Genomic DNA, 24423 nt, shown 5'->3' on the forward strand with positions numbered 1-24423 from the left:
CCAGACGGTGTCCCAGGTCGGGGGCGGTTTTTCTTTGAGGGGTGCGGCGCCGGACACCGCCGGGACACCAGACGCCCGCGAGGCGGGTGGCCGCCCCAATGAATCCTTGGCCGGGGACAGCGGGCCGGGCCGGGAGCGCGAGCTCAACAAGGATCCAGCGTGACCGAGGGCCCCGAGGATCTCCTCGACCCCAGGCGGAAGCCGACCGACAGCCCGGAGGCGCCAGCCATGTGGATCGCGGGCCGGTGGCGGTTCGTCCCGTGGGTGCCTCCCGCGCTGCTGGCACCCTGCAACTCATTCGCCGAGGCCGTGGACCAGGCGCGCCGGTTCGCCACGGAGCGCGGCAAACTCCAAGCGAGGGTCGCAGCGAAGTCGTCGAACCCCTTCGAGTTGCTGGCCGCCGACGACGAGCTAGCAGCGCAGGAGTTGGCCGGGGACAGCAGCGGCCTTCCAGACGGTTCCGTGGCGCACGAGCTGCCTGCGGATCTCGGCGGCGGGCTCATCCGTGAGACGCCGACCGGCGACCTGCACGCGGAGGTGCTCGCGAGCCGGGCCGCGCTGGATCGGCTCTTGCCCGAACTCGGTCAGGGCACCCCGCCGCCAGCCTGGGGCGGCGGATAGGGGGTCGGCAGGCCAGCCGCGGCAAAGTGCCGCTCCATCGCGGCCACCTCCGGGGCGCTCCGGTCCAGCAGGCTGCACCTGCCGTGGTCCGCCTCGTGGGCGAGGATCTCTGCGAGCCTCGCCCGGGCGGCCCGCATCCGCGCGACCATGTCCCCGCTCCCGCTGACGTCGAGCGTCGGCCCGTACAAGCGGAGCAAGGCCCCGGCGAACCGTGAATCGCCGTTCCGCAGGTCGCGTTCGATGGCGTCCATCCGCTCCGCGTCGGTCATGGGACGCGGCTTCCTGCGCTCCCGGACGGCAGCGGCGAAGCCGACCTCCCTGGCCCGCAGCAGGACAGTCTTGCAGTCCTCGAACGACCGGCCGCCCGGGGTGCGACCCTCGGCCATCGCCCGCCGGATCTCCTCGTCCGGGGGCATGGCCCACACCGCATGCGGCCCAGAGGCATCCGCCTGGGCGCTCCGCATGCAGCCGCCAGCTCCATCTTCCATTGGTGCCCCTCCCTGTGGCGTGCTGGTTCCCATGCGCCCTCCACAGGGCAATGGTGCCTCGGGCCATGCCGCAAGGGAGTCCGCCCGGGCTGCAGGCGCGGCCCTCACCGAGGCACCGTTCAGAAAATCCGCGTTTTCCGAGACGTGGCGGGCCCGGCGGCAGCCCATGGCGCTTGTTTTCTTCCGCTCCCTCTTGAGATTTAGAGTAGAATAAGAGGCAGTCCCCTCCGCTTTCTGGTGTCTCCTGGTGGCGTGCTCGGGGCGCATTCCACCACAGGTGCCGCGAGGTCGGACATGAAGGTCGGCGACCGGCTGCTGCTGCCACGACGCTACGCCGTGGACGAACAGGTCAACGGCAATCCCATCCGGCAGCTCCTCCACCCCGAGCGGACCGCCACGGTCGCGGCCCGCCGCCTCACCTCCCGGGGTGCGCCCGACGGTTTCGTGCTCAATGCCGACGCCGGGAGGGCCGTCCTGCTCCTCGGACGGCGGCCGAAAGGCAACGAGGGCTTCGACCAGGTGCTCGTCGCACGGCCGGGTGTCCCGGCGGGGGACCGGCAGGTGGCCGCGGGCGTCGCGGTGAACGCCGCGTGGGTCGGTGCGCCTGACGCGGCGCCGAGCTGGCGTGCGCCGGGCGCCGCGGCCGAGGAGGCGAGGCGGTCCTGGGACGGCGCGTTCGCCTTCCGGGAGGAGGTCAAGGACGCGGATGGGAAGGTGACCGAGTGCGGCCTGCGGCCTCCCCAGGTCGGCGCGCTGTACGCGGTCCTCGCGCACTGGAGGGGGGTCGCGGACCCGGCGACAGTGGTCATGCCCACCGGCACCGGGAAGACCGAGACGATGCTCGCGATCCTCGCGCGGGAGCGGATGCCCCGGCTCCTCGTGGTGGTCCCCGGCAACGCGCTCCGCGACCAGATCGCCGGGAAATTCGAGACCTTCGGGCTGCTGCGGACGCTCGGCGTCCTCGGACCCGGCGCCCTGTTCCCCGTGGTCTGCACGCTGCGGCACAGGCCGCGCTCGGTCGAGGAGGCGGAGGACATCTTCCTGCGCTGCAACGTGGTCGTGGCCAGCATGCAGGTGCTCCAGGGCTGCGGCCGCGAGGTGCAGGAGCGGATAGCCCAGCTCTGCGGCGACCTCTTCATCGACGAGGCGCACCACGCCCCGGCACCGACATGGAGCGCCTTCCGCAAGCTGTTCCTGGCGCAGCCCGGCAACCGGGCGCTCCACTTCACGGCAACGCCCTTCCGCACCGACGGGAAGCTGGTGGAGGGCCGGGTGATCTTCAGCTATCCGCTGGCGAAGGCACAGGCCGACGGCTACTTCGTCCCCATCGCGCTGAGGAGCGTGATGGCCTGGGAACGCCCGTCAGCCGACGAGGCCATCGCCGCCGCGGCAATCGAGCAGCTCGATGCCGACACCGCCGCCGGGTACCGGCACGTCGTGATGGCCCGCACCGAGGACATCAACCGCGCCCTGGAGGTGATCCAGGTCTACGCGAGACTGGCGCCGCACCACGGGCCGACCCTCGTCCACAGCAGGATGCCCGAGGCGGAGCGCGAGGCCGCCCTGGCGCGCCTGCGCGGCGGGACCGCGCGGATCATCGTGTGCGTGAACATGCTCGGGGAGGGCTTCGACTTCCCGAACCTGAAGATCGCCGCCGTCCACGACTCCCACAAGAGCCTGGCCATCACGCTGCAGTTCACCGGCCGCTTCACGCGGGCGCACAGCGACCTCGGCCAGGCGACCGTCGTCGCCAACGTCGCCAGCCCCGACATGGAGGACCGCCTCCGGGACCTCTACGCCGAGGACGCGGACTGGAACCGGCTGCTGACCGAGCTGAGCTCCGGCGCCGTCGGGCGCCACACCCGCCGCTCGGACTTCCTTGACGGCTTCACCGGCCCGCCGTCCCCGGTCGCGCTGCAAAATGTGTTCCCGAAGATGAGCGCCGTTGTCTACCGCACGGGCTGCGCGGACTGGGCGCCCGGCCGCGCCGAGGGTGCCATCCGCAAGCGCGCGCGGATCCACGCGGGGCCGCTGCTCAACGCCGGGCGCCGCACCCTGGTCTTCATCACCCAGGAGCAGGAGCCGGTGCCCTGGGGCGCCGTGAAGGAGGTGTCCAACACGATCTGGCACCTCTACCTGCTGCACTGGGACCAGGACCGGGGCCTGCTGTTCATCAACAGCTCCGACAACGGCAGCCTCCACGAGGGTCTGGCGAAGGCGGTTTGCGGCGACGACGTTGACATCGTCGACGGCGACCGGGTGTTCCGCTGCCTGCACGGCGTCAACCGCCTCCTCCTCATGAACCTCGGCCTGAACCACACCATCGGCCGCGCGGTTCGGTTCTCGATGCACACCGGCTCGGACGTCGGGCGCGCCATGACGGAGGCGCTGGTCGGGAACAAGACTCGCTCGAACCTCTTCGGCATCGGCTACGAGGCGGGCAGCAAGGTCACCGTGGGCTGCTCGCGGAAGGGTCGGCTGTGGTCCTACCTCATCGCCCACGACATGGCGGAGTGGGTGGACTGGTGCCGCCACGTGGGCGCGAAGCTGCTCGACGACACCATCAAGCCGGAGGACATCTTCCGCCACGCCATGGTGCCCACGGAGGTCACGGAGCGCCCGCCGCTCGTGCCCATGGCCGTCGAGTGGGACGAGAGGCTGCTCAGGAAGCCGGAGCACCTCGTTAAGATCGAGGTCGGCGATGCCGCCGCTCCGCTGTTCGACGTCGACCTGGGCCCTGCCGAGCACACGGACGCCGGACCGCTCCGCCTCCGGGTGACAATCGCCGTCGGCGCTGACGCGCGGTCGTCCGACCTCGAGGTCAGGTTCGGGGCGAGCGGCGCCCGCTACGTTCCGGCGGGCGGCCCCCTTGCGTTCATCGATGTCGGTGGCAAGAGGACACCCCTGGGCGAGTGGCTCGCCGACAACCCACCCTGGGTGTACTTCGCCGACGGTTCGGTGCTGCGCGGGGACGAGCTCTTTACACCGCAGGGCGTGGCCAACCGCATTCCGTACTCCCGCGACCGGATCGTCGCCTGGAACTGGGCGGGCACGGACATCCGGAAGGAGTCCCAGAAGGAGCAGAAGCGCCCCGAGTCCGTGCAGTTCAAGGTGATCCAGTCGCTGCTGGCCCAGACCGGGGACGCCGCCTTCGACATCGTCGTCGACGATGACGACGCTGGCGAGGCGGCCGACGTGGTGGCCATCAGGGCTGCGCCGGGCCGCATCGTCGTCCACCTCTACCACTGCAAGTTCTCCAAGGAGACGAGGCCCGGCGCCAGGCTGGACGACCTATACGTGGTCTGCGGGCAGGCGCAGAAGAGCGTCCGGTGGCGCGGCGACGCGGAGGCGCTGTTCCGGCATCTCCAGCTTCGCGAGGGCCAGCGCATCGCGCGCGGCGCCCCAAGCCGGTTCGAGCGCGGCGACCTTGCCGCGCTGCGGCGGCTGGAAGGTCAGCTCCGCGGCGCCGAGCGGGAGTTCAGCGTCTTCATCGTGCAGCCAGGCCTGTCCCGCGCGGCGGCGGAGGGCGACCACCTGGAACTGCTCGCGGCCACCGAGACCTACCTCATGGAGACCTTCGGGCTGCCGTTGGGTGTCATCGCCAGCGCGTAGGCCCCTGTCGGCGCGTCGAAGTGCCAGGCGAGCCACTGCCACGACCGAGCCTGCGGTCGTGTCCGCGCGCGGCGAGCTGCCGAGCTGGGCGGAGGGCGGCCATGGGCAAGGGGGACCGCGCCGCATCAAAGAATTCCACGCGGCGTTGCCCAGGAGGCCCGGTGGCGGAGCATGCCCTCGACCGTCGTCCTGTCGCGCGAGTTCTCGAGTTCGCGCCACGCCTGCCGCGCCAGGTCGCCAAGAACGGCGGTCGCGCGGGGGCTGGCCCTGTCGAGGCCGAGATGCACCTGCTGCTCGGCGCTGGGGTGCCGGTCCAGCCGGACGTGCCGGTCCCGCAGGAGCCGCTGCGTGATCTCCAGGGCCATGGCTTCCTGCGCGGAGATGGTCACCGCGAACAACGCGCGGCCGAATAGCCGCCCCGGCAGCATCCAGCGCAGCGCGCCGTGGCCCCTGGGCCTCCTCGGGACATCGGCATGTCCCCCTCCCGCCGTCCCGACGCTCAGCATCTCCACCGTGTCCGGCCTCGCGCCGTAGCGGGCCATGATTTCTGCCAGGCCGATCAGGTCGGGCGCGTTGGCGACGATGCCGCCGTCGATCAGCGTCTCGCCCTCGACGAGGTGCTCCGGGAAATAGGTTGGCGCCGCCGAGGTGGCCAGCACCGCATCGAGGAGCGAGGCCCGGCTCGGCCTGTCCGAGATCCCCGCCGAACGGAAGACGATCGGCCTCGCGTTCTGCCTGCTGACCGCGACAGCCATGAGTGGTGCGGAGACGCTGGCGAGGGAGGTGCCTGCGTGGACCCCGAGAACCGATGCCGCCGCCTCCCGGAGGCCGTCTTGGCTGTAGCGGCTGGCGAGGATACCGACGCGCGGCAGGGGCGGCCAGAACCTGCGGCCGCATATCCTGGGGCGCCTGTCGAAGATGGCGCCGCCATGGCGCTCCATGGCCGCCCGGATCTCACCGGCGGGAAGGCCGCAGGCCAAGCCACAGGCGAGCAGGCCGCCGATGGACGTGCCGATGATCAGATCGAATCTGTTCCGGAGGGGCTCTCCTGACGCCTCCTCCAGCTTCTCCAGCAGCGTGGCCGAGAACAGTCCCCGGTAGCCACCGCCCGAGAGCGCCAGGACTTGGTAGCGTCGCTCCATTGCTCCCGGTCCGGTCAGTACGCGTGGACGGCCAGCTTGGGGAGTGTCGCTTGGTAGGGTTGCGCGGGCTCGACAAGGGTGAGGTTCCGCTGGAGCGCGGTGGCCACCACGATCCGGTTGTCGTCGTCCAGGTCGACGGTCTCGCCGCTCGGCTGCGTCATCTTGAGGTCCATCGACAGGAGGTGCGCCCAGGTTCTTCCGATCCTGTCGTCGACAGCCAGCAGGTGCCCCTGGTCGCGGACCATCGCCGTGAGCGTCTCGAGGTTCTGCAGGTAGCACGACCTGTCCCCCGAGGGAGCGAGTTGTGTGACCTCGTGCAGGGCCCGTCCGAACGAGATGACGCTCAGGTGGATGGCGCCGCGGCTGACGCCGTCGAGCCACTGCATCAACTGGGCGTGGCTGCCAGACGCGGCGTCCAGCAGGGCCTGGGTGCCTAGCAGGTACAAGCGCTAGCCTTCGGCGCTCGTTTCGGGACAACCATCCCGCGCCTCGTGCCGTCTGGTCACGCCGTATGCCTGCCTGCCGCGCGGACGCTGTCGCATCTCGGCTCTGAGCGAGACCGGACGGAAGCTCGGCTGCATCCGCAGCGCCTCGCCGAAGGAGACGTCGCGAGCCACCCAGCGGACCATGCGGGCAAGGTCCTTGAGCGAGATCATCACCACTTGGTCCTCCGGGTTCGTGCCGACCAACTGCACGCGCCCGGAGCGGACGGCGCGGAGCGTGCTGGTGAACTTGTCCCGGATTACCCGGACGGAGGGCTGCTCGTGGCTTGCCTCGCCGAGCGACTGACTTAGGGCGGCAACCAACCCCGCGTCGTCCTTCCGGGCCTGCAGGAGCTCCTCGACGTCGGCCAAAAGCTTCTGTTCCACGGCCCTCTCCCACCATCACCCCTTGTGTGGCCACGATCCAGACAATATGTGGCCACGCGTGCTCTTTCAAGGGCGAGAATGGTTGACGTGGCGGATGCGGGCGGTGCGCGGCGCCATGTTGACGCGCAGGATAATCACGGTGCAGTGCAAGCACTGGCTGCCTGACCCGCGCCCGGGCCCTCGGACAGCTTGCCTACGGTGCCGCCGTGACCAGCTGTCCGATTGGCAATCGCAACTGGCGAGGTGGCCCTCTCGCTATTCGGGGAGGCGGCCTACAAGGGAGGACGTTCGGGCTTTCCCGGCGTCACAGCGGCTTCCTGCCTTCCGCTTGCGCGCCAGGAGCAGCCCGTCGGACCGGCACACCGCTGCGCGCAGGCGCCGCCCGCCCTCATCCCACCGCCCGCCCTTCTGCACGGGGCCGCAACCCACGCCAGTGTCGCCATGCGTCCAATGCGAGTTGAGCCAGCGCCACGACACCCAAGGCCGTCGTGCCGATCCCCAGCGCCCAGGTGCCTAGGATGGCGACGGCGCCGCCGATGGTTGAACCCGGCGCCACGATGCCATCCAGCCAGCCATTCGGGAGGGGCTCACCCCCGTAGGCCATGAGCGCGAGCCCCGTCGCGCCAATGGACGCCATCATCGCGGCATAGGATGGCAGCTTCATGGTTTCCCCCTGCCTTCTGGCCATCGGGAACGCGTGGACAGCATAGGGGCTCCGGCCGCCCTTGCCAGGGCTCCCGACACCAGCGCTAGGTTCGGTCGCGGGAGGATCCCCCATGCCCGCCTACCCGCCCGAGCCCGTCATCATGGCCGAGGCCCAGCGCCTCGCCGCGGAGAACCTGGACCGCGACCTGGACCGGGTCGCCGAGCTGCTGGCCGAACAGGGCCATTGCGGCCCGGACGGCAAGCCCTACCCGGCGCGGACGGTGGCCAACCTGCTGGACAAGGAACTGAGGCGCAGGCGCGACGAGAGGTGGCGCGAGCGCAACCGCGAAGCAGCCGAATCATTCAATCAGTGGTTCGCGGACCATGGGCACGAGTTCATTATCAGTGGTGCCGCGACCCCGCAGGGTGCCGCCGAGGCGTCAGGCCATCCGGTGAATGGCCCCGCAGAGGTGGACGCGGTCCCGACCTCGTACTGCGTCCCCGCCGACGAGTACCCGCTGACCCCGGAGGAGTGCTGGTTCCTGATGCGCGGCTACATGGTCCGGCCCGCGCGGCAACCTACGGACGAGGAGTTCCACCGGATGCCCGGCCACATCGAGCTGCTGGTGGACTACCTCCGCCTCACTCACTGAGCGCCCGTGGCTCTCCCCATCTCGCCCCGCAGGACGTGGGTCGTCGGCCCTGGGCCGCTGCACCCGTTCACCCGGAAGCGGCGGCTGCCCGGCCCGCGGCGCACCCGACTCGCAGCCGTCCTCGAGGTGCCGCGCGGGAGCTACCTGTTCGAGCTGCGCGTCTCGGCCTGGCTGCACACCCGCCCGCCGGAACCACGCGACCGCTACCTCGCGCCGTGGAGCGAGGGCGAGCTGCGCCTCGCCCGCCGTCTCGCCCTGCAGCTCCGCATCCCCTGGACGGAGCCCCCGGCGGGCCTGGTGCGCCAGCTGGCAACCCAGGCGCGCTGGCTGCGGGGCGCGCAGCAAGGCGGGCGTTGCGGGATCAGGATCTGGCTGCGGCAGGCCGAGGAGTTGCCGCGGGCGCACTACCGGTGGCACCGGCACCTCCTGATGCGGAGGCGCCTGCTCGACTTGCAGCTGGCCGCGGCTCGCCGGAGACGGCAGGCGGACAAGGAGGCATGAGGTGACCGGTGACAAGAAGTCGGAGCTCGGTTCCCAGAAGGGCCGTAGCCTACCGGTATTCGCCGTGCCGGGGCGCGTCGGTGGCCCGCGCCGGTGCCTCGGACGCCAGCTCCTCGGAAGGCGCCGTCGTGCTGAAATTGGTCAAAGACGAGCTTAGTGGTGATACGCCACCCCCGCCGCCCAGTGGTCCTCGAACCGCGCGTATGCTGCGGTGACGACCGATGACCAGCTCGCATCCGGCGGCACCCCCAGCCAGGCGAAAGCTTCTTCGGGTCCTAGATCCGGCCATGTGTGCAGCCACCTCAATCGGTCCTCGACTGCCCCGGGCGGCAACACGAGGGATCCAGGGAAGGCATGCTCCCGCCCGGCTCGCGCGTCCTCGAGCAGGGTCGCCACAAGTTCGATGTTTCGGTCGGTATGTACGTCCAGCAGTTGGGGCGGCTCCTGCCCTAACGCCTTGGCAAGCTGGTTCTCCAGGTTGGCCAGGATGGTCCGCCCACGGCTCGGACCGGAGGACACCTCTGCAACGCTGCGACCCTCCCTGTTCCGCCGGTCGCCGACGATGCGCCCGTCGAAGCGGCCTCCGAGGTCCCACCAGTCCCAACGACCCAACCCGTTCAGCCATCGCCCGAACGCGCCGGTATCCGGATGGCGCTCCAGCCTCCTGCAGAAGCGCTCGAAAAACTCATCGAGACTCATCGTGTCCGCAAAACGCACGCTCCATTGCCGAAGGCCCAGCTGCCGCATCTCATCCTGGATCTTCCCGGTGTCGATGTTCCAAAGGTCGGCATCCCCTTCGATCTGCAGACCACCTGTGCCCTTTTCGGTGAAGGTGAGGTTCGCCTCGTACGCCTTCCTCACGTCCTCCGTCTCGTCGTCGAAGATCAGCCAGCCTTCAGGCACGTCACCACGCCGCCCTCGCTGAAAGCGAGCCAGCGACCCGCGGATTGCGTCAGCAGGAGGGGTGTCAGAGAAAGGCAGGATCACGTAAGCGACGGAGAACATGAGGCCGCCCTCTTTCATGACTCGCATCATGCGCCGAAGCAAAGGTCAGGGCATCTTCCGATGTCTTGAGGCGCGGTGAGGATTCCAGGGTCACCTCCGGCGCTCCCATGGCGACGCGCATGGAGACGTTGGACTCTAAGTTGCCGAGAGAGCCGAACGTCACGGTGCGGGTTCCGGAGGGACCGTGGCCTGCCGGTAGTCGCCGTGCCGGGGCGCGCCGGTGGCTCGCGCCAGCGCCTCGGCGGCCAACCTGTCCATGTAGCGGCGCAGCGCCTCGTCCACGACCTCCTGTGCGGTCCGGTGCCGTCCCTCGGCGATCATCCGGTCGATGAAGCGCCGACTCTCCTCGTCCAGGTTGCTCAAGGGGATGGTCAGGGTCTTCCTGTCGGTCATGCGGCGTCCCTCCTGGTGCGCGAAGGCTAGAACGCCGAGGGAGCGGTGGGAGCCCCTTCTGAGAGGCTCCACCTGCGCCTCCTGCGGCCTCCGAGAGGCGCCGCATCAATGCCGAGCAGCAGCTGACTGCCGTAGGAGGCGGAATGGACACTAGCGCCATGTGCTCCACCTACAGCTGCGCGGCGGGTATCTCGCCGGTCGTAGCATGCACCCGGACAACCGCAACTCCCTGACCAAAGTGCTCAAGGAACCCGAGGCCGTGCTGCCCAAGAAAGCGACGGAGTTCAGCGGCGGGTGCGCAGGATGCGCTTACGCAGTCCACGGATGCCCCGTGATGAAGGAGTGGATGGCAATGGACCGGGACTGGCGGCGCTGTGACGAGCCGTCTCGTGGCCGCCGACATCCCAGGCACCTTGTCGAGGAGCTTCCCTGTTATGATCTTAACGGGGCCAGGAAGACAGTGTCAGGCTGGATGGGCGAGCGTGCCGCCGCGTCGGAGGGCCCGTTCGAAGGCCTGGGTTTTCTCGCGCGCTGAGCGGCCCGGTGTGTTCGAGTATTCTCGGAATAGGTGCCACTCACTCTCCATGAGCGTCTTGATTCTACGGGGGTACTCCGATGATCCGCCTTTGATGAGCACGACGATGCCTTCAGCCTCGAACTTCGCAGGAATGTCGCCGAAACCACCCGCTACGTCGGCGTAACCGAAGCCGAGGCCCGCCGCGCGAAGCTGACGGCGAACCCGCTCCGGGTCAGCCTCGGCCCATCCCACCGACATCACCACTGCCACGCCGCCTGGCTGCAAGAGGCCGCTGACTGACTTTAGGAAGGGGAGGGACTTCGGCGCTGACCACGGCATCGCGCTCGACGAGATCACCATCGCGAACCGGCGGTCGGTGGACCAAGGTATGGACGCACATTCGAGTGTGACGCCAGGATTGCGCGCTGGGTGCGCGTGGCCGAACGCGATCGCCTCCTCCACGGGGTCGATGCCCGTCACAGCACAGCCGAGCGCTTTGGCCACGAGGCTTGCGACGGTCCCGGCGTGGCAGCCCGCGTCCAGGACGTCGCCGTTCAGCCCAAGATGGCGGTATAGCCCGATGGAGAGAGCGGTCACATCGAGGATGAGGTGACGGCGCTTCGAGGTCATCGGCCCCAGGACTGCAGGGTGGGCCATCGCGCCGTAGAATTCAGCATCCTCGGTACGCTCCCCGGAAACTACCTCGTCGAAGAGTTCCCGCATTCGGTGGACGGCAGCCGTGTCGTGGGCTCTGCCAAGAAGGTTCCAGACGTCGAACTCGCCTTCGTGGAAATCGATGCCCCAGCGTTCGGCCAGGGCGCGGTCGAGCGAGAAGATCTCGCTTCGGGACAGGGCGATAAGCACCTTATCTCCCTGAATTTTCCGCAGTTCAGCGTCCCGCTTGGCGACACTCGGCTCAGAAAAACTTGTGTCCACGTCTGTTTCAGCTCCGCGCAAGTGCGTGCGCCTTAGTTGAGTTGCTTTCCCGTGTATAGGGGATCCGGCGCGCCATTACGGGATGACCGGCGGGGCGAGGAATCGTCGTCGCTCCAGGGGAGGAGCCGGGCATCTGCAGCACCAATACCAGGAATGCGCGCTGTCGCGCGGATGCTGGCGTCACCATCCCTCCTGCATCACCCGGAGGACGTCCTGGCGCGCCAGCACCTTGGCGCAGGTCTCCCAGCCCTGTTGCCACGCCTTTTGGTCGGCCCGCAGCGTCTCACCCGTGGCGCTGCTTCCCCAGCGGATGTCGAAGGCGTTGGCCCGGCGCTTCCGGTCGGCGTACTTGCGCAGCTCGTCCTCGAGCCGGGCCTCGTCCTCGATCCACTCGTCGTCCAGCGTGTCCGGCAGCTGGCCGAAGATGTCGAAGCGGTTCTTCATGCGCGACGACAGGCGGTCGTAGATGACCTCGTCCCGGCTGCCCTCGTAGACGAGGTTCAACATGTCCACGACCTTGCGCGCCTGCCCGAACCGCTTGATGCGGCCGATGCGCTGCTCCAGCTTCGACGGGTTCCAGGGCAGGTCGACGTTGATGAGGGTGCCGAGCGCCTGGAGGTTCAGCCCCTCGCAGGCCGCGTCGGTGGCCACCAGGAGCCTGATCTCCCGCTCGCGCACGGCCACCTTGATGGCCTCCCGCTGCTGGCCGACGAAGCGCACGCCCCGGAACACGCCCGAGCGCCCGGCACCCGCGTAGAGCGCGACCGGCACGTCCGGGAACTCGGCCGCCAGGCACTCCGCGACCCAGCGCGCCGTGTCGTAGTACTGGCTGAACACGATGCAGCCCCATTCCCGGAGCCAGTGCCGATCGCGCAGGTAGTGCCGGACGACGCGGAGCTTCGGGTCGGCGGCGTCGCCGGTCGGCGGCTGCGCGGCGGCCTCCCGCAGAGCGGCCAGGAGCCGGTCCAGCGCCTTCCTCTCCGCGTCCGAGGGCACGCCGAGGTTCTTCAGGTCGTACTGCCGGTCGTCGTCGTCATCGGCCGCGACCACGGCAGGCTGCCCGGCGGCCGGAGCATCCGGCCGAGCTGGCTGCGCCGCCTCCGGCGGCATGAGCCCGTAGTGGCGGCCCAGCAGCTCCGCCGTCGCCAGCCCGGCCACCGTGGAGGAGCAGATGCGCTGGAGGAGCAGGCTCTTCATGAAGCCCGCGCCCTTGTTCCGGGCCATCAGCGCCTTGGTGAACGCCTCGGCCGCCTCGAACGCCTCCCGGAGCAGCAGGGTGGTCGCCACGGCCCGGCCGGTGTCGCCGAAGAAGGCCCGCGTCGGCCTGTCTGGCTCCGCCTCCCGGGGGTGGATCTCGACCTCGACCGGCTTCATCAGCCCGGCCTCTTCGAGCGCCCGGCGGCGCCGCAGCACCGTGTGCCGGACCACCGGGTTGTTCCGTTGAAAGAAGCCGAGGTCGCCGTCGTCGTGCAGCAGGCGATCCTCCAGCGTCGGCCGCGTGAAGGACGCGTCGAGGTCGGTGTGGGAGCCGGTGGTGACGAAGACGTCGGGCCGGACCCGGAGGTCGTCCCGGATCATGCCGAACAGGGGGTCGCTTTCCTTGCCCGGCGGCAAAGGATTCACGAGCCATGGCCAAGCGGCGTCCTCGGCGCGCGGCCGGGTCTCGCCCCGGACCAGCGACAGGGCATCGGCAGGCCGGTTCCGCCAGGCGGAGAAGGCGTCGCCGAGGACATGGTCGGCGCCGCTGGCCAGCACCCCGAGCAGGTCCCAGAGCTCCAGCGGGTCGGTCTGGATCGGGGTGGCGGTGCCGAGCAGGAGGTGCCGCGTCTTCGGCCCGATTCGCGCCATGAACTCCAGCAGGTTGTTCGGCCTACGGTCGCCGTCCTCGTCCTTGCCGCGGGCCTTGTGGGCCTCGTCCAGCACCACGATGCCGTAGGCCCCCTCGCCGGGGCGGGCTCGCTTCGCCAAGAGGTGCTCCGCCTCCTCGGACCTCTGCATGACGAGGCCGGTGGAGACGATGGCGACCCGGTAGGGGCATCGCACGATGTCCTGCGGGCCGCTGGTGCGGACCACGTGGCCCATGTGGTCCACCCAGACCTTCCGGGCGGAGACCCAGCGGGCCGAAGGGATGCCGAGCCGGTCGTAGAGCTCGACCTGCCACTGCTCGCAGAGGGTGGACGGGGTCAGGATGAGGGCCGGGCCGTCGCCCAGCAGGGACGTCACCAGGGCCGAGGTGGCGAGCGACAGGGTCTTGCCGACCCCGACCTCGTCGGCGAGGAGCAGGCGCGCGGCGCCGTAGACCTCCCGGTGCCGGAGGAACTCGGCCACGAACGCCTTCTGCCAAGGCTGAAGCCCCTCGCCGTTGCGGACGATGGGGGACTCGGCCAGGGCCGCGCGGGGGATGTCCGTGTCCCCGCCGACGGACCAGGCCGGGCAGTCTTCCAGCCGGATCTCCACCCTCTCCGCGCAGCGGCCGATCTCGCGGATGACGGCGTCGGGCATGGGCAGTGCCTTGCGCCAGAGGAATTCGAACTCGTCCTGGGTCCACCGGACGCCCTCGTCGCTGGTGTCCTCCCAGAGCAGCTCGTAGTGGTCCCGCCACGCCTCCTTCGTCTCGTTCACCGACCCCATGAAGGCCGTCTTCCGGCCGTCGGCCATGGTGATGACGCCCGCCTTGCCGTGGACGAGCGGCGCCGTCAGGCGGTCCACGACCTTCACCTCGACCTTCGGCTGGCCGTTCGCGTCCCTGGCGTTCAGCAGGTCACGCAGGCGCGCGAAGCGATCCTGCCGGAGCAGGGTCTCCAGCTCCAGGGGCGCGGCCCCGGCGCCGCCCTCCCACCACCGCTGGAGCATCGCCCGCGCGCGGGCCTCCTGCGAGGCGCGCAGGTCGTCCGGGTTCAGGTCGGAGTTGCAGACGATGCGGATCCGGCCGACCGACAGCAGCTCCTCGGCCGCGACCTCGAAGATGGAGGAGCGGAAGTAGCCTGCGATCCGGTCGTACTGCTGGGCACCGCGCAGCCGGTCGCGCAGGAAAGCGTGTTCCAGCCGAACCAGGCGGGACGAGAAGCGGTTGAGCACGCCGCCCGGCTGGGCGACGACCTCCGCCAGCGGCTGGATGCCCTGCGGTCCCGGCGTCATGGCTTGTTTCCTCTCGGGATCCTCTTGCCCAGCGGCCGGTGCTCGACCACGACGCTACGCAGCCGGGCATCCCGGGCAACGGCCATGCTTGGCTTCTTGGCCGGTTGAACCGCCTCCCGGTTGCCGCCTTCGGCGCACTTCCTGCTGCGTTTCCAAGCGGCGAAGAGCTGTGCCTGATGCTCGACAGCCTGTCTGAGGCGCCGATCCTGGTCCCCGGCCAGCACTTGATCCGCCCGCATCCGGTCGCGCGCGGGGGACTGCGCAGGGGCGGGGGATGGCTGCGCAACCTCCCGCCGCTCGCCGACCGGGCGGCCGTGCACGACGGTCATGTCATCAGGGGCCAGGGCTTCGTGCCCATGATCCCTGATCCGCTTCTCGTCCCGCGCCTTCGACCATCGCAACCGGGACATCCATCGGCTCCCGCCGTCAGAGGCGCTCGGACTGGATGATGCCCGCGAGCTGCCGTGCCGCGCTCGCCTCGGCCGGACGGTTGCGTGCCCACATGCGGCCGAACCATGCGGCGACGGCGCGGACGGAGGCGCGCTGCCGGACCCACTCGCCGAAGTGGTCGCGCAGGCCGTGCAGAACGCGGTCGGCGGCCGTCCTCGGGTCCTCCTCGCGCTCGGTCGCCAGCCGCAGCTCGTTGATGGCGTAGAGCGTCGGTCGCAGGATGCCCTCAGAGAAGGCATGCCCCGTCATCAGGGCGCGCCGGAACTCGGCGGGGCCCTTCAGGCAGGCCTTGTTCGGCGTCTTGTCCGCCATCAGGTCTTCCCAGCCGTCGGCCCGGTAGGCCTTGGCGAAGTTCTGGTAGTCGTCGAGCTTGCCGCCGGGCTGCCCCTGTGGGCGGTCCGCCTCGGCTTCCGTCATGGTTAGGTAGAACCGCTCGGTGGCCGTGAGGCGCTCCCAGAGGGACTCCTCGATGCCCTCCGGCGTCATCAGTTCCGTGGCGGTTTGGACGGCGAGGTCGATCATCTCCTCGACGAGGCCGCGCTCGCCGCGCACCCGGGGCCGGAGCGCCTCCCTGGTCATGTCCACGCCGTCGATGTGCGTGCACCCGGTCAGCACCTCCATGGCAGCGGCATAGCCCGCCATCTGCAGGTCGGCGCGGCTGAACAGGTTCTCGTCGCGCTGGCGGCCGCGCGCGCGCTGGTTCAGACCCATCAGGGTGCGGACCTGCTCCTCGACGCGGTGGCGGATGGCGGGCACGATCTCGTCGCGGTACGCCTGCTCGCTCCCCCTGCGCTTGCGCAGGACAAGGAGGACGGTCCCCTGCACGTAACCACCCTTCTTCAGCTCGCTGGTGGTCTCGGTGGAGACGTACCACGCGGCAGTCACCTGCAGTCCGGCGCCCCACACGATCTGGGCCATGTCGGCCCACACCCCGGCATCGGTGTGGGTGAACATGCAGACCTGCAGGCCGTTCTCCGGCATGTGGTCGGCCATCGCCTTGAAGGCAGCGACCATGTCAGCGCGGAACTTGTCACCCTTCCCCTGGATGGCCAACGGACGGCGGCTGTCCCAGGTCCAGGCAGCGAACGGCCCGGGCGGGTTCTTCCGTAGCCAAGCGATGAAGAACTCGGTGATCTCGTGGTAGTTGACCGCGTCGGCGTAAGGGGGATCGTAGATCCAGAGGTCCGATGGCGTTCGATTGGTGGATGCCCCGCCGACCCGGATGTTCCCCTTGCCAGCGATCGGCGTTGCGCGCTCAAGGTCGAGAACGTAGGCGATCTTGTAGCCATGGAACGCGCGGCCACCCCATGACGCGAGGGTGTTCAGCGCCTGGTTCACGAACACGCGGAGCGGGAGGTCCTGGGCCGGTGTCGAGCTCCACTGGCAGAGCTTCGCAGAGCGGTCGAGAACTCTTGCCAGGGCAACCCTTAACGCCGCCTCCTCCTCGCTGCCGAGCGACGCCTCCATCGTTTTCGCAAGCATCAGGAGATGCCGCGGCGTGAACAGATGGTGCCAATGAGTCCATCCCCGCGTACGGATGGGCTCGCTAGTCTTGTCCCCAGCCTCGATAGTCATGTCCGGTACGAGGCCGCGCTCCTGCCAAACAGCGAGGTTCTCCTTGACGATTGCCTCGATTCTGCAATCGCGCGCGATGTCATTCGTAGTGGGCGCGGCAAAGAATAGCCGCGGTCGAGCCTTGCCCTGTCTGACGTCCTCGCCGTCCATCCACTGGACGCAGTAAAGTCGCTCCTGGAGGATGTCGCCGCCGATCCATGCCCCCGGACCAGAGCCTGCCATCACAGGCTCAGCATCCGCCACCCACTGATGCGGGCGGGGCGCAACATCGGGCTTCTCCCAGCGGCGCAGCAGATTGCCGGTGCTGCCGTCCGCCTGCTGCGGCCCCTCGCCATCGCCGCGCAGCCTCGCGAAGGGAATGCGCCACTCGACCTCCTCGCCGCCCTCCCTGATGGCAAGAGTGTAGACGACGGATCCATCCACGAGCGTGCCGCGCCGCGCGGCCAGGATCTCCGCGTGCGAGGCACCCTCGACGATCTGGATGTCGAAGCGCTTGCGCCGCCGGTCAGGCACCAGCCGGGCGATGCAGCGCTTGTCCTGGCTCACCACCCAGGATGGGGCCAGTGGCACGAGCCAGCCAGTCTGCGGGTCGACCGCTTCGAGGCAGTAGAGGTATGCCTTCGCTCTGTGGCCATCGTCACTCTGCTCGATGCCGAGCCGGAGGATCTCCTCCTCGACCACGGCGAGGACGCGCTCCTGCTCTGCGGCGATGCGGCGGCGCGCCTCCTCGGAGGCGCCGATGATGTTGAGACTCCCCCAGTTCAGCATGGCTGCGATGGGGTTCAGGTCGCTCGCATTCGCCTCGCAGCCGATGCGGGCTGCCTCGAATGGGATGCTACCGCCACCTGCGAACGGATCGCCGACCTTCGGTGCGTGCCCGTAGCGCGCGATGCCAAGCTGGCGTATCAGATCTGGGAGCGAGGAGGCGTTCGTGCCAAGGTGGGCGTTCACGCGGGCCCAAACGCCAAGGCGCAGGGGGTCTTGGAGGTCGGACAGGTTCTCGACCTCCTCGGCGCGGCCGCAGAGGGAGACCTGCTCGGCGAATGGGAGGGCCAGGAAGGCTCTTTCCTTCAGCGACTCCCGGATGGCTTGGATGCGCTCACGCTCCGCCCGGCGGTCCTCCGCCTTGGTGATGTGTTCCAGTGCGATGCGGCGCCACTTGGCCTTGCTCTCCCGCCCGCCTGGCAGGTGGGTGACTTCGATGTATTCCGCCTTCTCGGCGGCGGAGACCGCGGTTGAGCCCCAGACCAGGTCGGCGCCGATGGTCGGCTGCCTGCGCAGCATGCCGCCGTCGTCCATGCCCATCAGAGCCTCGAACACCTCGAGATCACCATCGGGGTCGTCCGTGGCTGGCAGGAGGGCTGCGAGCACGCAGGCCCGCACGAGCACCAGCGGCTTCCGCCCCTTCCAGTACGCGCCGAGGATGGTGAGCGTCTGGCCAGTGTTGGCCTTGCGCTCCTTCTGCGCCTCGATGCCGACCTTCTGCGCGGGGAAGGCCCGCTCGATGAGGGCGGGCGCGTCCCTCAGGCTGAACGGTTCCAGGCCGCGCGCGGCGGGGCGGGCAAGCTCGACAACGGTGTCCATGGAATCCGTCCTGGGTTCAGGCCGCGGGGAGCGGGAGCTCAAAGAGGGGCAGGGACGTCGCGCTCTCGCGGTGCTTCGGCGCCGGGCCGCGCGGCCCGGCGCCGGTCTCGGCCGGGCCGCCCGACAGCAGCATGGCGAGGCCACGGGCGACGCGCGGCGTCGGGTTGGCGGCCACCCGCCCGGCCAGCCACCAGCGCTCCTCCGGGCGGAGCGCCTGCCAACTCGCAAGGATAGCCGGGATGTCCGCCTCGTCCCCGGCCGACACAGGCCAGGCTAGCGCCAGCAGCTCCAGGCCGAGCATCCGCTCGACCCGGTTCTCACCCGCCTGCCAGCGGCCGGGGGGAAGGTCCAGCGCGCGGAGGCGCTCGTTGAACTCGCGCTTCACCGGCTCGGCGATGGTGCCCCAGTGGGCGCGGGACATCCGGCACCGCTCCAGCTCGTCCGGCCGTCCCGCGGCGTGGCCCACGATGCCGAAATCCTCGACGAAGGTGACCTCCCCGGTCCGGCCCGTCGGCACCAGTACCTTCAGGTGGTGGGGCCAGTCGAGCACCGGGCATCCGAAGCCGGTGACGGCGGCCGACTGGGCCTGCCGCTTCGCTGCGGAGACGGCGCCGCGCGCATCCACCACGGCGGCATCCGCCCTCTCCGGCTTGCGGCGGCGGGTGGGAACCTTGCTCATGCCGACACCGTCGTGGGCTGGGTGATGCAATTGCGCGGGTCGACGATGTCGAGGCGGAGCTCATCCACGAAGCCAATCAGATCCCGCCCGGTCGGGAAGCTGACGCTGCGGGCCTCGGCCGTGACCGGGGCGTCATCGCCACCCACGGCCGCGCGGACGACCTCGATGACCCTGGCGATGGCGTCGCCCGTCAGGCGCGTGTCGCCGCCGAGGCGCATCATCACCGCCGACTGGCCCTCGCCGACGCTGAGGGACGCGACCTGGGCCTTGGCGGCCGCCGCGTTGAGCGCGTCCGCCAGCTGGAACACGTCGGCCGTGCTCGTCCGGCGAAGGGTCAAGGACAGGACGGCCGGGCGGTTCTCGTCCACCCAGTCGGCGACCGTCGGCGGGTCGTCACCTGGGGGATCGTCATCGATCCTGTCGTTCAGCCGGACGGAGAAGGTCTCCTCCCCCTCGATCTCGCCGTCCACGGCGAGGGCGCGGACCATGACCTCGCCGCTGCCAGCGACAGGGAACGGTCCCTCGTAGACGGTGCCGGACTCCCGCGGGGACAGGCCGCCAAGCGTGTAGCGGATGGTGGCCGCGGAGGGGCGCGCCACCAGCTCGACCATCTTGCCCTGGGCCGAGGGGATGACCCGGTGCTGGATGGTGATCTGGTTCCGCCAGGTCACCGGCTCCCCGGTCGGGTGCTGGCCGGAGGGATCCACGACCAGGAAGGACCACCGCAGGGCGGAGGTCTTGAAGCGGAGGTCCGTGATCTCCGGGCTGTCCGTCGACACGGCGGCGCCCTCAGCGGCATGGACGCGAGGCGTCGGGCCCGCGTCCAGCGCCTGGACCGAGAGCGTGACCTCGCCGGTGGCCGGGTCGCGGTGCTCCTGCGTGACCGACACGCGGGTCTTGTCCGGGGTGAAGGGCCCGCGCTCCACGCGGCCGTTCTCGCGGTCGCGCCACTGCTTCTTGCTGATGGCGAGGCGCTTCACCGCCTCCAGCCCGCCCGGCGGCAGCCAGACGAACTCGGGCTTCTCTTTTGCCTTGGCCGTGATGTCGGACCACGGGATCGTCTTGAAGGCGTCGCCCTGCGGCCAGAGCTGGTCCTCGATGCGGGCCTTCAGCATGTCGGCCTTCGCCTCGGGGTCGCGGATCAGCTTGCCGACCTTGTCCAGCGCCGTCTCGACCGCCATCTCGCCCGCGAGGCTGGAGCGGCCGCTCTGGTCGCGGGCCGTCCTCAGCTCCAGCTTGGCCTCCAGCAGGCCGGTGCCCTGGCCGGGCTTCCGGCCCGGGTACCAGACCCGGTTGAAGGTCTGCTCGATAGTGGTGAGCAGGTCGAACTCGGCCGCATTGCGCCGGTCCTGCACCTCCTCCCGCAGCGGGTCGTCAGTGCGGAGCTCCTTCAGCACCTTCTCAGCCGCGTAGAGGCGGCGCATCGCGCCCTCCAGGCTGGCGAAGTGCGTGGAGCTCCCCGTCACGACGAGGAAGTTGTTCTTCTGGACGAAGCCGCCGAACAGCTTCTCCGCCATTTCCGGCGGCAGCTTGCTGTCCGGGCTGATGACGATGAGCTTGCGGTCCTTCGAGAGGTCGATGTCGCCGAGCTCCGGCAGCGGCAGGACGTCCTGGTACGCCTTCCCCTGTCCGGCGGCGGGCGCGAAGACAACGCGGAGCCGGTCGGAGATGCCCTGGTCGATCCGGTTCTGCGGCGCCTTCTCGGCCTCGCTCTGGAGCCGCTTGGTGATGTTCTCCTGGGGTGCGAAGTAGACCACGTCGCCGACGCCGCGGTGCAGGTACCATGCCGCCTTCAGCAGCGAGTCGAAGGCGGCGGCGAACTCGTCCGCCGCCCGACCTGGCGCGATCAGGCACTCGACGGTCTGGTCACGGGTCAGGCCCGCCTTGGCGTCCAGACCCCGCATGAGCGAGGCGGCCAGGATTACGTTGGCGACCTGGGTGCCCGCGTCCGTGCCGGTCTCGCGGTCGATGGTTTCCGCATTGGACTGGCCGTTGTCGGCGATATCCTTGGCGATCGCCTCCTGCAGGTCGGACAACGGCAGAACCTCGTTCCGCATGTCCGGGTCATTGAGGTCCATGTGCTGGACCCCGATGAGGTGGACCGTGTTCGGGCGCCCCTCCTGCCAGACGTCGCGGACCACGCGGCTCACCATCCGCAGCAGGCCGCGGGTCTGCCGGAACTTCTCGTTGTTCCGGAACATGGCGACCACGTCGCGCAGGCGCGGGTGGAACGGGTAGCAACGGTGGATCTCGTCCGCGAACTGCTCCGGTGTCTTCGCCACCATGCGAGAGCGGACCGCCTCGTCCATGGCCTTGGCGTAGGCGTCAGCCACCTTGTCCACCTGGACCCGATCAGGCAGCTTCTCGAACAGGCGGCGGCGCAGGATCTCGAAGATCTCGTTCGAGTTCAGCGCAACCGGCGTGATCTCCTTCGCGCTGCGCCGGACCTCCTGGTCGAGGTTCGACAGCACCTGGGAGAGGCTCTTGCTGGCGCCCTGGTAGGCGGCCGACAGGTTGGAGACGACCACCATGGTGCGCGGCAGCTTGATGGCCGCCGAGAGCAGGTTCGCCAGCGCGTAGGTGGCGACGTTTGCCAGCGTGCCCTGGCCGACTGCCAGGGTCTGGGCGTTGTCGAGCCAGGGGGGCAGCTCGTCGAGGAGGATGAGGGTCGGCTCGTCGCCGATGAGCGCCATCCAGTCCTTCTCGTCCGGCGCCTTCGGCCCCGACTGCCAGAACTTGGCGAAGGCGTCGGCCTTGCCAAGCTGGCTGGCGATCTCGCCCCAGATGAAGTGGTCGGGGTTGGTGCGGCCGGAGAAGGCCACGACGCGGGCGGCGCCGAAGCCACTCGGCGCCTTGATGCCGTTGGCGTCCAGCACCTTGGTGCGCAGGGTGGGAGCCTTCGCGACGAGGCCGAAGGCGACCATGAGGTGCGTCTTACCGCCGCCCATGGCCTGGGTGAGGGTGTAGACCGCCTGGTCGCTGCGGCCGTCGAGCCGGGCGATGCCGAGCTCGAACATCTGCCGCATGCCGCCCGTGACGTGGTTTCGGGCGAAGAACGCCTCCGCATCCCTCTCGGCCGCCTTGATGACCTGGGCGATGTCCTCGATGTCCGGCTCCGGGTCGGCCCGGAGGACGCTGGGGTGGGGACGGCAGGCGTCCCGGACGGTGAGCAGCATGCCCCGGTCTCCTCAGGCGTTCGGCTGCGTGGGGACGGGCGTCTCGCGCCCGAGGAACTCGGCGAGGGCCTGCTGGACGAGGCTGGAGGCGCTGACGCCCCGCTCGATGGCCAGGATCTTCGTGCGCCGGATGATCTCGGCGTCGATCACGACGAGGAACTGGCGCCTGTCGGGACCCTGCCGGTCCTGCTCAGTGTCCCCGCCCATGCCCTGCTCTCCTTAGGCGCTAGATGCCTATAGAAGAATATAACCATAGGTTGGGATAGACCGGAAGAAGTTTCGCTCAGGAATCCGATCGAAAGTGGGCACCTGTGGCCGGAAATCCTTGATGCGTCCCAGTGCGGCTGCCCCCTCGGATCGCCGGACGTAGGTAACCGTCCGGTCTGGCCGCCTTTCCTGGCTACTGAGGGTTGCTGAGGCTGGCGACCTTATCGTCGGGCGTAAGGTCGATTGTAAGGTCATGAGCAGCGAGGCGGTCGCGGCGCGATAAAGCGCGGCTCATTGCTGCGCCCTGCGCAACGAACTAGGACAAGGAGCGTCTCGGCAGGAAGGATCTATGTCCCGTTTCAGAAGCCTCGTTTTGGCTGTGCTCGCACTTTCACCGGTGAGTGCCTTCGCGGATTGTCCAGTGGGGAGTTGGGCCAGCAGCCTGTATGCGGGTCCGGGTGGCGGGCTGTACGCTGGGCCCGGCGGCGGCCTCTATGAAGGTCCTGGCGGCGGTCTCTACCGAGGGCCAGGAGGTGGTCTCTATGAAGGCCCAGGCGGTGGTCTCTACCAAGGCCCAGGTGGCGGTCTCTACCAAGGGCCGGGAGGCGGTCTCTACCGCGGGCCGGGAGGCGGGCTGAGCGAGGGGCCCGGCGGCGGATTGTCTCGAGGGCCGGGCGGCGGGTTGTATCAAGGCCCTGGAGGCGGCCTCTATGAAGGCCCGGGCGAATACTGCAGCAACAGGCCGCCCTTGCCGGTCTTCGTGGAAATTCTCGACAGGCTCAATTTTCGTGCGGAAGCCGAGCTCATCCGCGCTCGCCTGAGGGAGCATCTTCGTTAGAAGTCAAGTAAGGCCGTACGTCCGCCGCGAGCTGGGTGGCTCGTCCTACGACGCGCGAGTGGACGAGGGTTGCCCGCGTGGGCGGGCCTATCCTCAGCGCAGGGAGGACGAGCCGTGGTGGAGGATAGTACCGTCTTCGTCGGGATCGACGCGGCGAAGCTGAAGCACGCGGTGGCCGTGGCTGAGCCCGGCCGGAACGGCGAGGTACGCTACATTGGCGAGATCGAGGCCAGCCCCGAGGTGGTGCGGAAGCTGCTGGCCCAACTGGCCGCGTGGCATGGCAAGTTGCACGTGTGCTACAAGGTGGGGCTGACCGGCTACGGCCTTTACCGCCAAGTTGTCGCGCTCGGGCCCGCCTGCAGAGACGGGCGCCGCGCCCGAGCGCAGCATGCTGGACGACGCGATGCCAGGGCTGGACGACGCGATGCCAGGGGTCGAGGCTTAGAGCGGCTAACAAAACGCATTTTGGTGCGTTATCTGGGTATGGCGAAGCCCCTGGTGCCTGACGACCTCTGGGCGGTCATCGAGCCGCTGTTGCCACCTGCGCGCCCGAGGCCGAAGGGTGGGCGGCCACCGGTGCCGGACCGTGCGGCGCTGACCGGCATTGTCTTCGTCCTCAAGACGGGTATCCAGTGGGAAGACCTGCCCGCCGAGATGGGCTGCGGGTCGGGCATGACCTGCTGGCGGCGGTTGCGGGACTGGCAGGCGGCCGGGGTGTGGGCCCGCCTGCACCGTGTGCTGCTGGAGAGGCTGCACGGCGCTGACAAGCTCGACTGGACCAGGGCCTCGCTGGACAGCGCGTCTGTCCCGGCGAAAAGGGGGGAGCGGCAACCGGCCCGAACCCGACGGACCGCGGCAGGCCGGGCACCAAGCGGCATGTTGTCGTCGATGGCCACGGCACCCCGCTCGGCCTGACGCTCAGCCCGGCCAACCGCAACGACAGCAAAATGCTGGCCGCCACCCTCGATGCCATCCCGCCGGTCCGGCGCCGCCGCCCGCCGGGCGGCAGGCCGCGGCGGCGCCCCGACAAGCTGCACGCCGACAAGAGCTATGACCACCGTTTCTGCCGGGACGACTGCCGCCGCCGCGGCATCGTCCCGCGCATCGCCAGGCGCGGCATCGAGGACAGCACCCGGCTTGGGTGGCACCGCTGGAAAGTGGAGCGGACCCTGGCCTGGATGGCCCGCTTCCGCCGCCTCACCATCCGCTACGAACGACGCGAGGACATCCACCTCGCCTTCACCACCCTCGCCGCCGCCCTCATCTGCCTGAACCAGGTCAGGCGGTTGTGTTAGGCGCTCTTAGACGGGTTCGGCAACCCGCTACCGGAAGTCTCGTGTCGGCACCCTGAAGCCACTGCCGAGTTGCAGGCCAGGTACCCGAGTATCCCGCGC

The 24423-nt window shown here is 69.5% G+C and carries 19 protein-coding genes; 5 read left to right on the forward strand and 14 right to left on the reverse strand.

Annotated features, from left to right (window positions below; genetic code table 11):
- Positions 1-159: 159 nt before the first annotated feature.
- A complete protein-coding gene (locus E5N76_RS07215; RefSeq protein WP_149536618.1) occupies positions 160-621 on the forward strand; it encodes a hypothetical protein in 462 nt (153 codons plus the stop codon).
- Here E5N76_RS07215 and E5N76_RS07220 read toward each other — a convergent pair.
- Positions 585-1037 carry a hypothetical protein gene (locus E5N76_RS07220; RefSeq protein WP_149536619.1) on the reverse strand — a complete coding sequence of 151 codons (453 nt, stop codon included), beginning with the start codon at positions 1035-1037 and terminating at the stop codon, positions 585-587. The genes E5N76_RS07215 and E5N76_RS07220 overlap by 37 nt on opposite strands.
- Before the next feature lie 366 nt (positions 1038-1403).
- On the opposite strand from E5N76_RS07220, the gene E5N76_RS07225 reads away from it, so the two are divergent.
- Positions 1404-4721, forward strand: coding sequence for a DEAD/DEAH box helicase (locus tag E5N76_RS07225; RefSeq protein WP_149536620.1), 3318 nt, complete (start codon positions 1404-1406; stop codon positions 4719-4721).
- Positions 4722-4846: 125 nt separating this feature from the next.
- Here the strand turns inward: E5N76_RS07225 and E5N76_RS29390 are convergent, their stop codons facing one another.
- The 4 genes from E5N76_RS29390 to E5N76_RS07235 form a co-directional block, all read right to left on the reverse strand.
- Complete coding sequence (locus E5N76_RS29390) at positions 4847-5863, reverse strand: CBASS cGAMP-activated phospholipase (protein WP_187830036.1); 1017 nt, start codon at positions 5861-5863, stop codon at positions 4847-4849.
- Positions 5864-5877: 14 nt separating this feature from the next.
- Positions 5878-6309 carry a PIN domain-containing protein gene (locus E5N76_RS29395; RefSeq protein ID WP_187830037.1) on the reverse strand — a complete coding sequence of 144 codons (432 nt, stop codon included), beginning with the start codon at positions 6307-6309 and terminating at the stop codon, positions 5878-5880.
- A 3-nt stretch (positions 6310-6312) separates the two neighbouring features.
- A complete protein-coding gene (locus E5N76_RS29400; RefSeq protein WP_187830038.1) occupies positions 6313-6732 on the reverse strand; it encodes a hypothetical protein in 420 nt (139 codons plus the stop codon).
- Between the two features lie 388 nt (positions 6733-7120).
- Positions 7121-7396 (reverse strand): hypothetical protein, encoded by a 276-nt coding sequence (locus E5N76_RS07235; protein WP_149536621.1) that lies wholly within the window; start codon positions 7394-7396, stop codon positions 7121-7123.
- A 112-nt stretch (positions 7397-7508) separates the two neighbouring features.
- On the opposite strand from E5N76_RS07235, the gene E5N76_RS07240 reads away from it, so the two are divergent.
- Both E5N76_RS07240 and E5N76_RS07245 read left to right on the forward strand, forming a co-directional pair.
- On the forward strand, positions 7509-8030 hold the full coding sequence (locus E5N76_RS07240) for a type II toxin-antitoxin system CcdA family antitoxin (protein ID WP_149536622.1): 522 nt from the start codon (positions 7509-7511) through the stop codon (positions 8028-8030).
- A gap of 6 nt (positions 8031-8036) precedes the next feature.
- Entirely contained in the window at positions 8037-8531 is a 495-nt protein-coding gene (locus E5N76_RS07245) for a hypothetical protein (protein WP_207791892.1), read from the forward strand.
- A gap of 153 nt (positions 8532-8684) precedes the next feature.
- On the opposite strand, the gene E5N76_RS07250 is transcribed toward E5N76_RS07245, so the two are convergent.
- From E5N76_RS07250 to E5N76_RS07290, 9 genes are all read right to left on the reverse strand, one after another.
- A complete protein-coding gene (locus E5N76_RS07250; RefSeq protein ID WP_149536624.1) occupies positions 8685-9566 on the reverse strand; it encodes a hypothetical protein in 882 nt (293 codons plus the stop codon).
- A gap of 129 nt (positions 9567-9695) precedes the next feature.
- Positions 9696-9929: a type II toxin-antitoxin system ParD family antitoxin gene (locus E5N76_RS07255; RefSeq protein ID WP_149536625.1), complete on the reverse strand. Its 234-nt coding sequence runs from the start codon at positions 9927-9929 to the stop codon at positions 9696-9698.
- Positions 9930-10392: 463 nt separating this feature from the next.
- Complete coding sequence (locus E5N76_RS07260) at positions 10393-11310, reverse strand: class I SAM-dependent methyltransferase (protein ID WP_149536626.1); 918 nt, start codon at positions 11308-11310, stop codon at positions 10393-10395.
- A gap of 252 nt (positions 11311-11562) precedes the next feature.
- The gene (locus E5N76_RS07265; protein ID WP_149536627.1) at positions 11563-14520 is read right to left on the reverse strand and encodes a phospholipase D-like domain-containing anti-phage protein; all 2958 of its coding nucleotides are present in this window, start codon (positions 14518-14520) and stop codon (positions 11563-11565) included.
- Complete coding sequence (locus tag E5N76_RS07270) at positions 14517-14849, reverse strand: hypothetical protein (protein ID WP_149536628.1); 333 nt, start codon at positions 14847-14849, stop codon at positions 14517-14519. Before E5N76_RS07270 ends, E5N76_RS07265 begins: the two co-directional genes overlap by 4 nt.
- A 97-nt stretch (positions 14850-14946) precedes the next feature.
- On the reverse strand, positions 14947-18129 hold the full coding sequence (locus tag E5N76_RS07275; RefSeq protein WP_149536629.1) for an anti-phage-associated DUF1156 domain-containing protein: 3183 nt from the start codon (positions 18127-18129) through the stop codon (positions 14947-14949).
- Between the two features lie 16 nt (positions 18130-18145).
- Positions 18146-18808, reverse strand: a complete 663-nt coding sequence (locus E5N76_RS07280) for a DUF3780 domain-containing protein (protein ID WP_149536630.1) — start codon at positions 18806-18808, stop codon at positions 18146-18148.
- On the reverse strand, positions 18805-21984 hold the full coding sequence (locus tag E5N76_RS07285; RefSeq protein ID WP_149536631.1) for an anti-phage-associated DUF499 domain-containing protein: 3180 nt from the start codon (positions 21982-21984) through the stop codon (positions 18805-18807). The genes E5N76_RS07280 and E5N76_RS07285 overlap by 4 nt, the downstream gene beginning before the upstream one ends.
- 12 nt (positions 21985-21996) lie before the next feature.
- Complete coding sequence (locus tag E5N76_RS07290; protein ID WP_149536632.1) at positions 21997-22191, reverse strand: ribbon-helix-helix domain-containing protein; 195 nt, start codon at positions 22189-22191, stop codon at positions 21997-21999.
- 1321 nt (positions 22192-23512) lie between these two features.
- Between E5N76_RS07290 and E5N76_RS07300 the strand changes: the two genes are divergently transcribed.
- Positions 23513-24324, forward strand: a protein-coding gene (locus E5N76_RS07300) for an IS5 family transposase (protein ID WP_149536827.1) whose coding sequence is annotated in 2 segments (ribosomal slippage) — positions 23513-23843 and positions 23843-24324 — 813 coding nt in all. Because the reading frame shifts where the segments join, the coding sequence is not laid out codon by codon here.
- Positions 24325-24423 lie beyond the last annotated feature (99 nt).

It is taken from the genome of Siccirubricoccus phaeus (genome assembly GCF_008360935.1).
GTDB lineage: Bacteria > Pseudomonadota > Alphaproteobacteria > Acetobacterales > Acetobacteraceae > Siccirubricoccus > Siccirubricoccus phaeus.

Coding starts and splice junctions, on each gene's coding strand:
- E5N76_RS07255 (WP_149536625.1), bottom strand. CDS start 9,929: ATGACCGACAGGAAGACCCTGACCATCCCCTTGAGCAACCTGGACGAG.
- E5N76_RS07285 (WP_149536631.1), bottom strand. CDS start 21,984: ATGCTGCTCACCGTCCGGGACGCCTGCCGTCCCCACCCCAGCGTCCTC.
- E5N76_RS07280 (WP_149536630.1), bottom strand. CDS start 18,808: ATGAGCAAGGTTCCCACCCGCCGCCGCAAGCCGGAGAGGGCGGATGCC.
- E5N76_RS07275 (WP_149536629.1), bottom strand. CDS start 18,129: ATGGACACCGTTGTCGAGCTTGCCCGCCCCGCCGCGCGCGGCCTGGAA.
- E5N76_RS07270 (WP_149536628.1), bottom strand. CDS start 14,849: ATGACCGTCGTGCACGGCCGCCCGGTCGGCGAGCGGCGGGAGGTTGCG.
- E5N76_RS07290 (WP_149536632.1), bottom strand. CDS start 22,191: ATGGGCGGGGACACTGAGCAGGACCGGCAGGGTCCCGACAGGCGCCAG.
- E5N76_RS07265 (WP_149536627.1), bottom strand. CDS start 14,520: ATGACGCCGGGACCGCAGGGCATCCAGCCGCTGGCGGAGGTCGTCGCC.
- E5N76_RS07250 (WP_149536624.1), bottom strand. CDS start 9,566: ATGATGCGAGTCATGAAAGAGGGCGGCCTCATGTTCTCCGTCGCTTAC.
- E5N76_RS29390 (WP_187830036.1), bottom strand. CDS start 5,863: ATGGAGCGACGCTACCAAGTCCTGGCGCTCTCGGGCGGTGGCTACCGG.
- E5N76_RS07220 (WP_149536619.1), bottom strand. CDS start 1,037: ATGCCCCCGGACGAGGAGATCCGGCGGGCGATGGCCGAGGGTCGCACC.
- E5N76_RS07235 (WP_149536621.1), bottom strand. CDS start 7,396: ATGAAGCTGCCATCCTATGCCGCGATGATGGCGTCCATTGGCGCGACG.
- E5N76_RS07225 (WP_149536620.1), top strand. CDS start 1,404: ATGAAGGTCGGCGACCGGCTGCTGCTGCCACGACGCTACGCCGTGGAC.
- E5N76_RS07240 (WP_149536622.1), top strand. CDS start 7,509: ATGCCCGCCTACCCGCCCGAGCCCGTCATCATGGCCGAGGCCCAGCGC.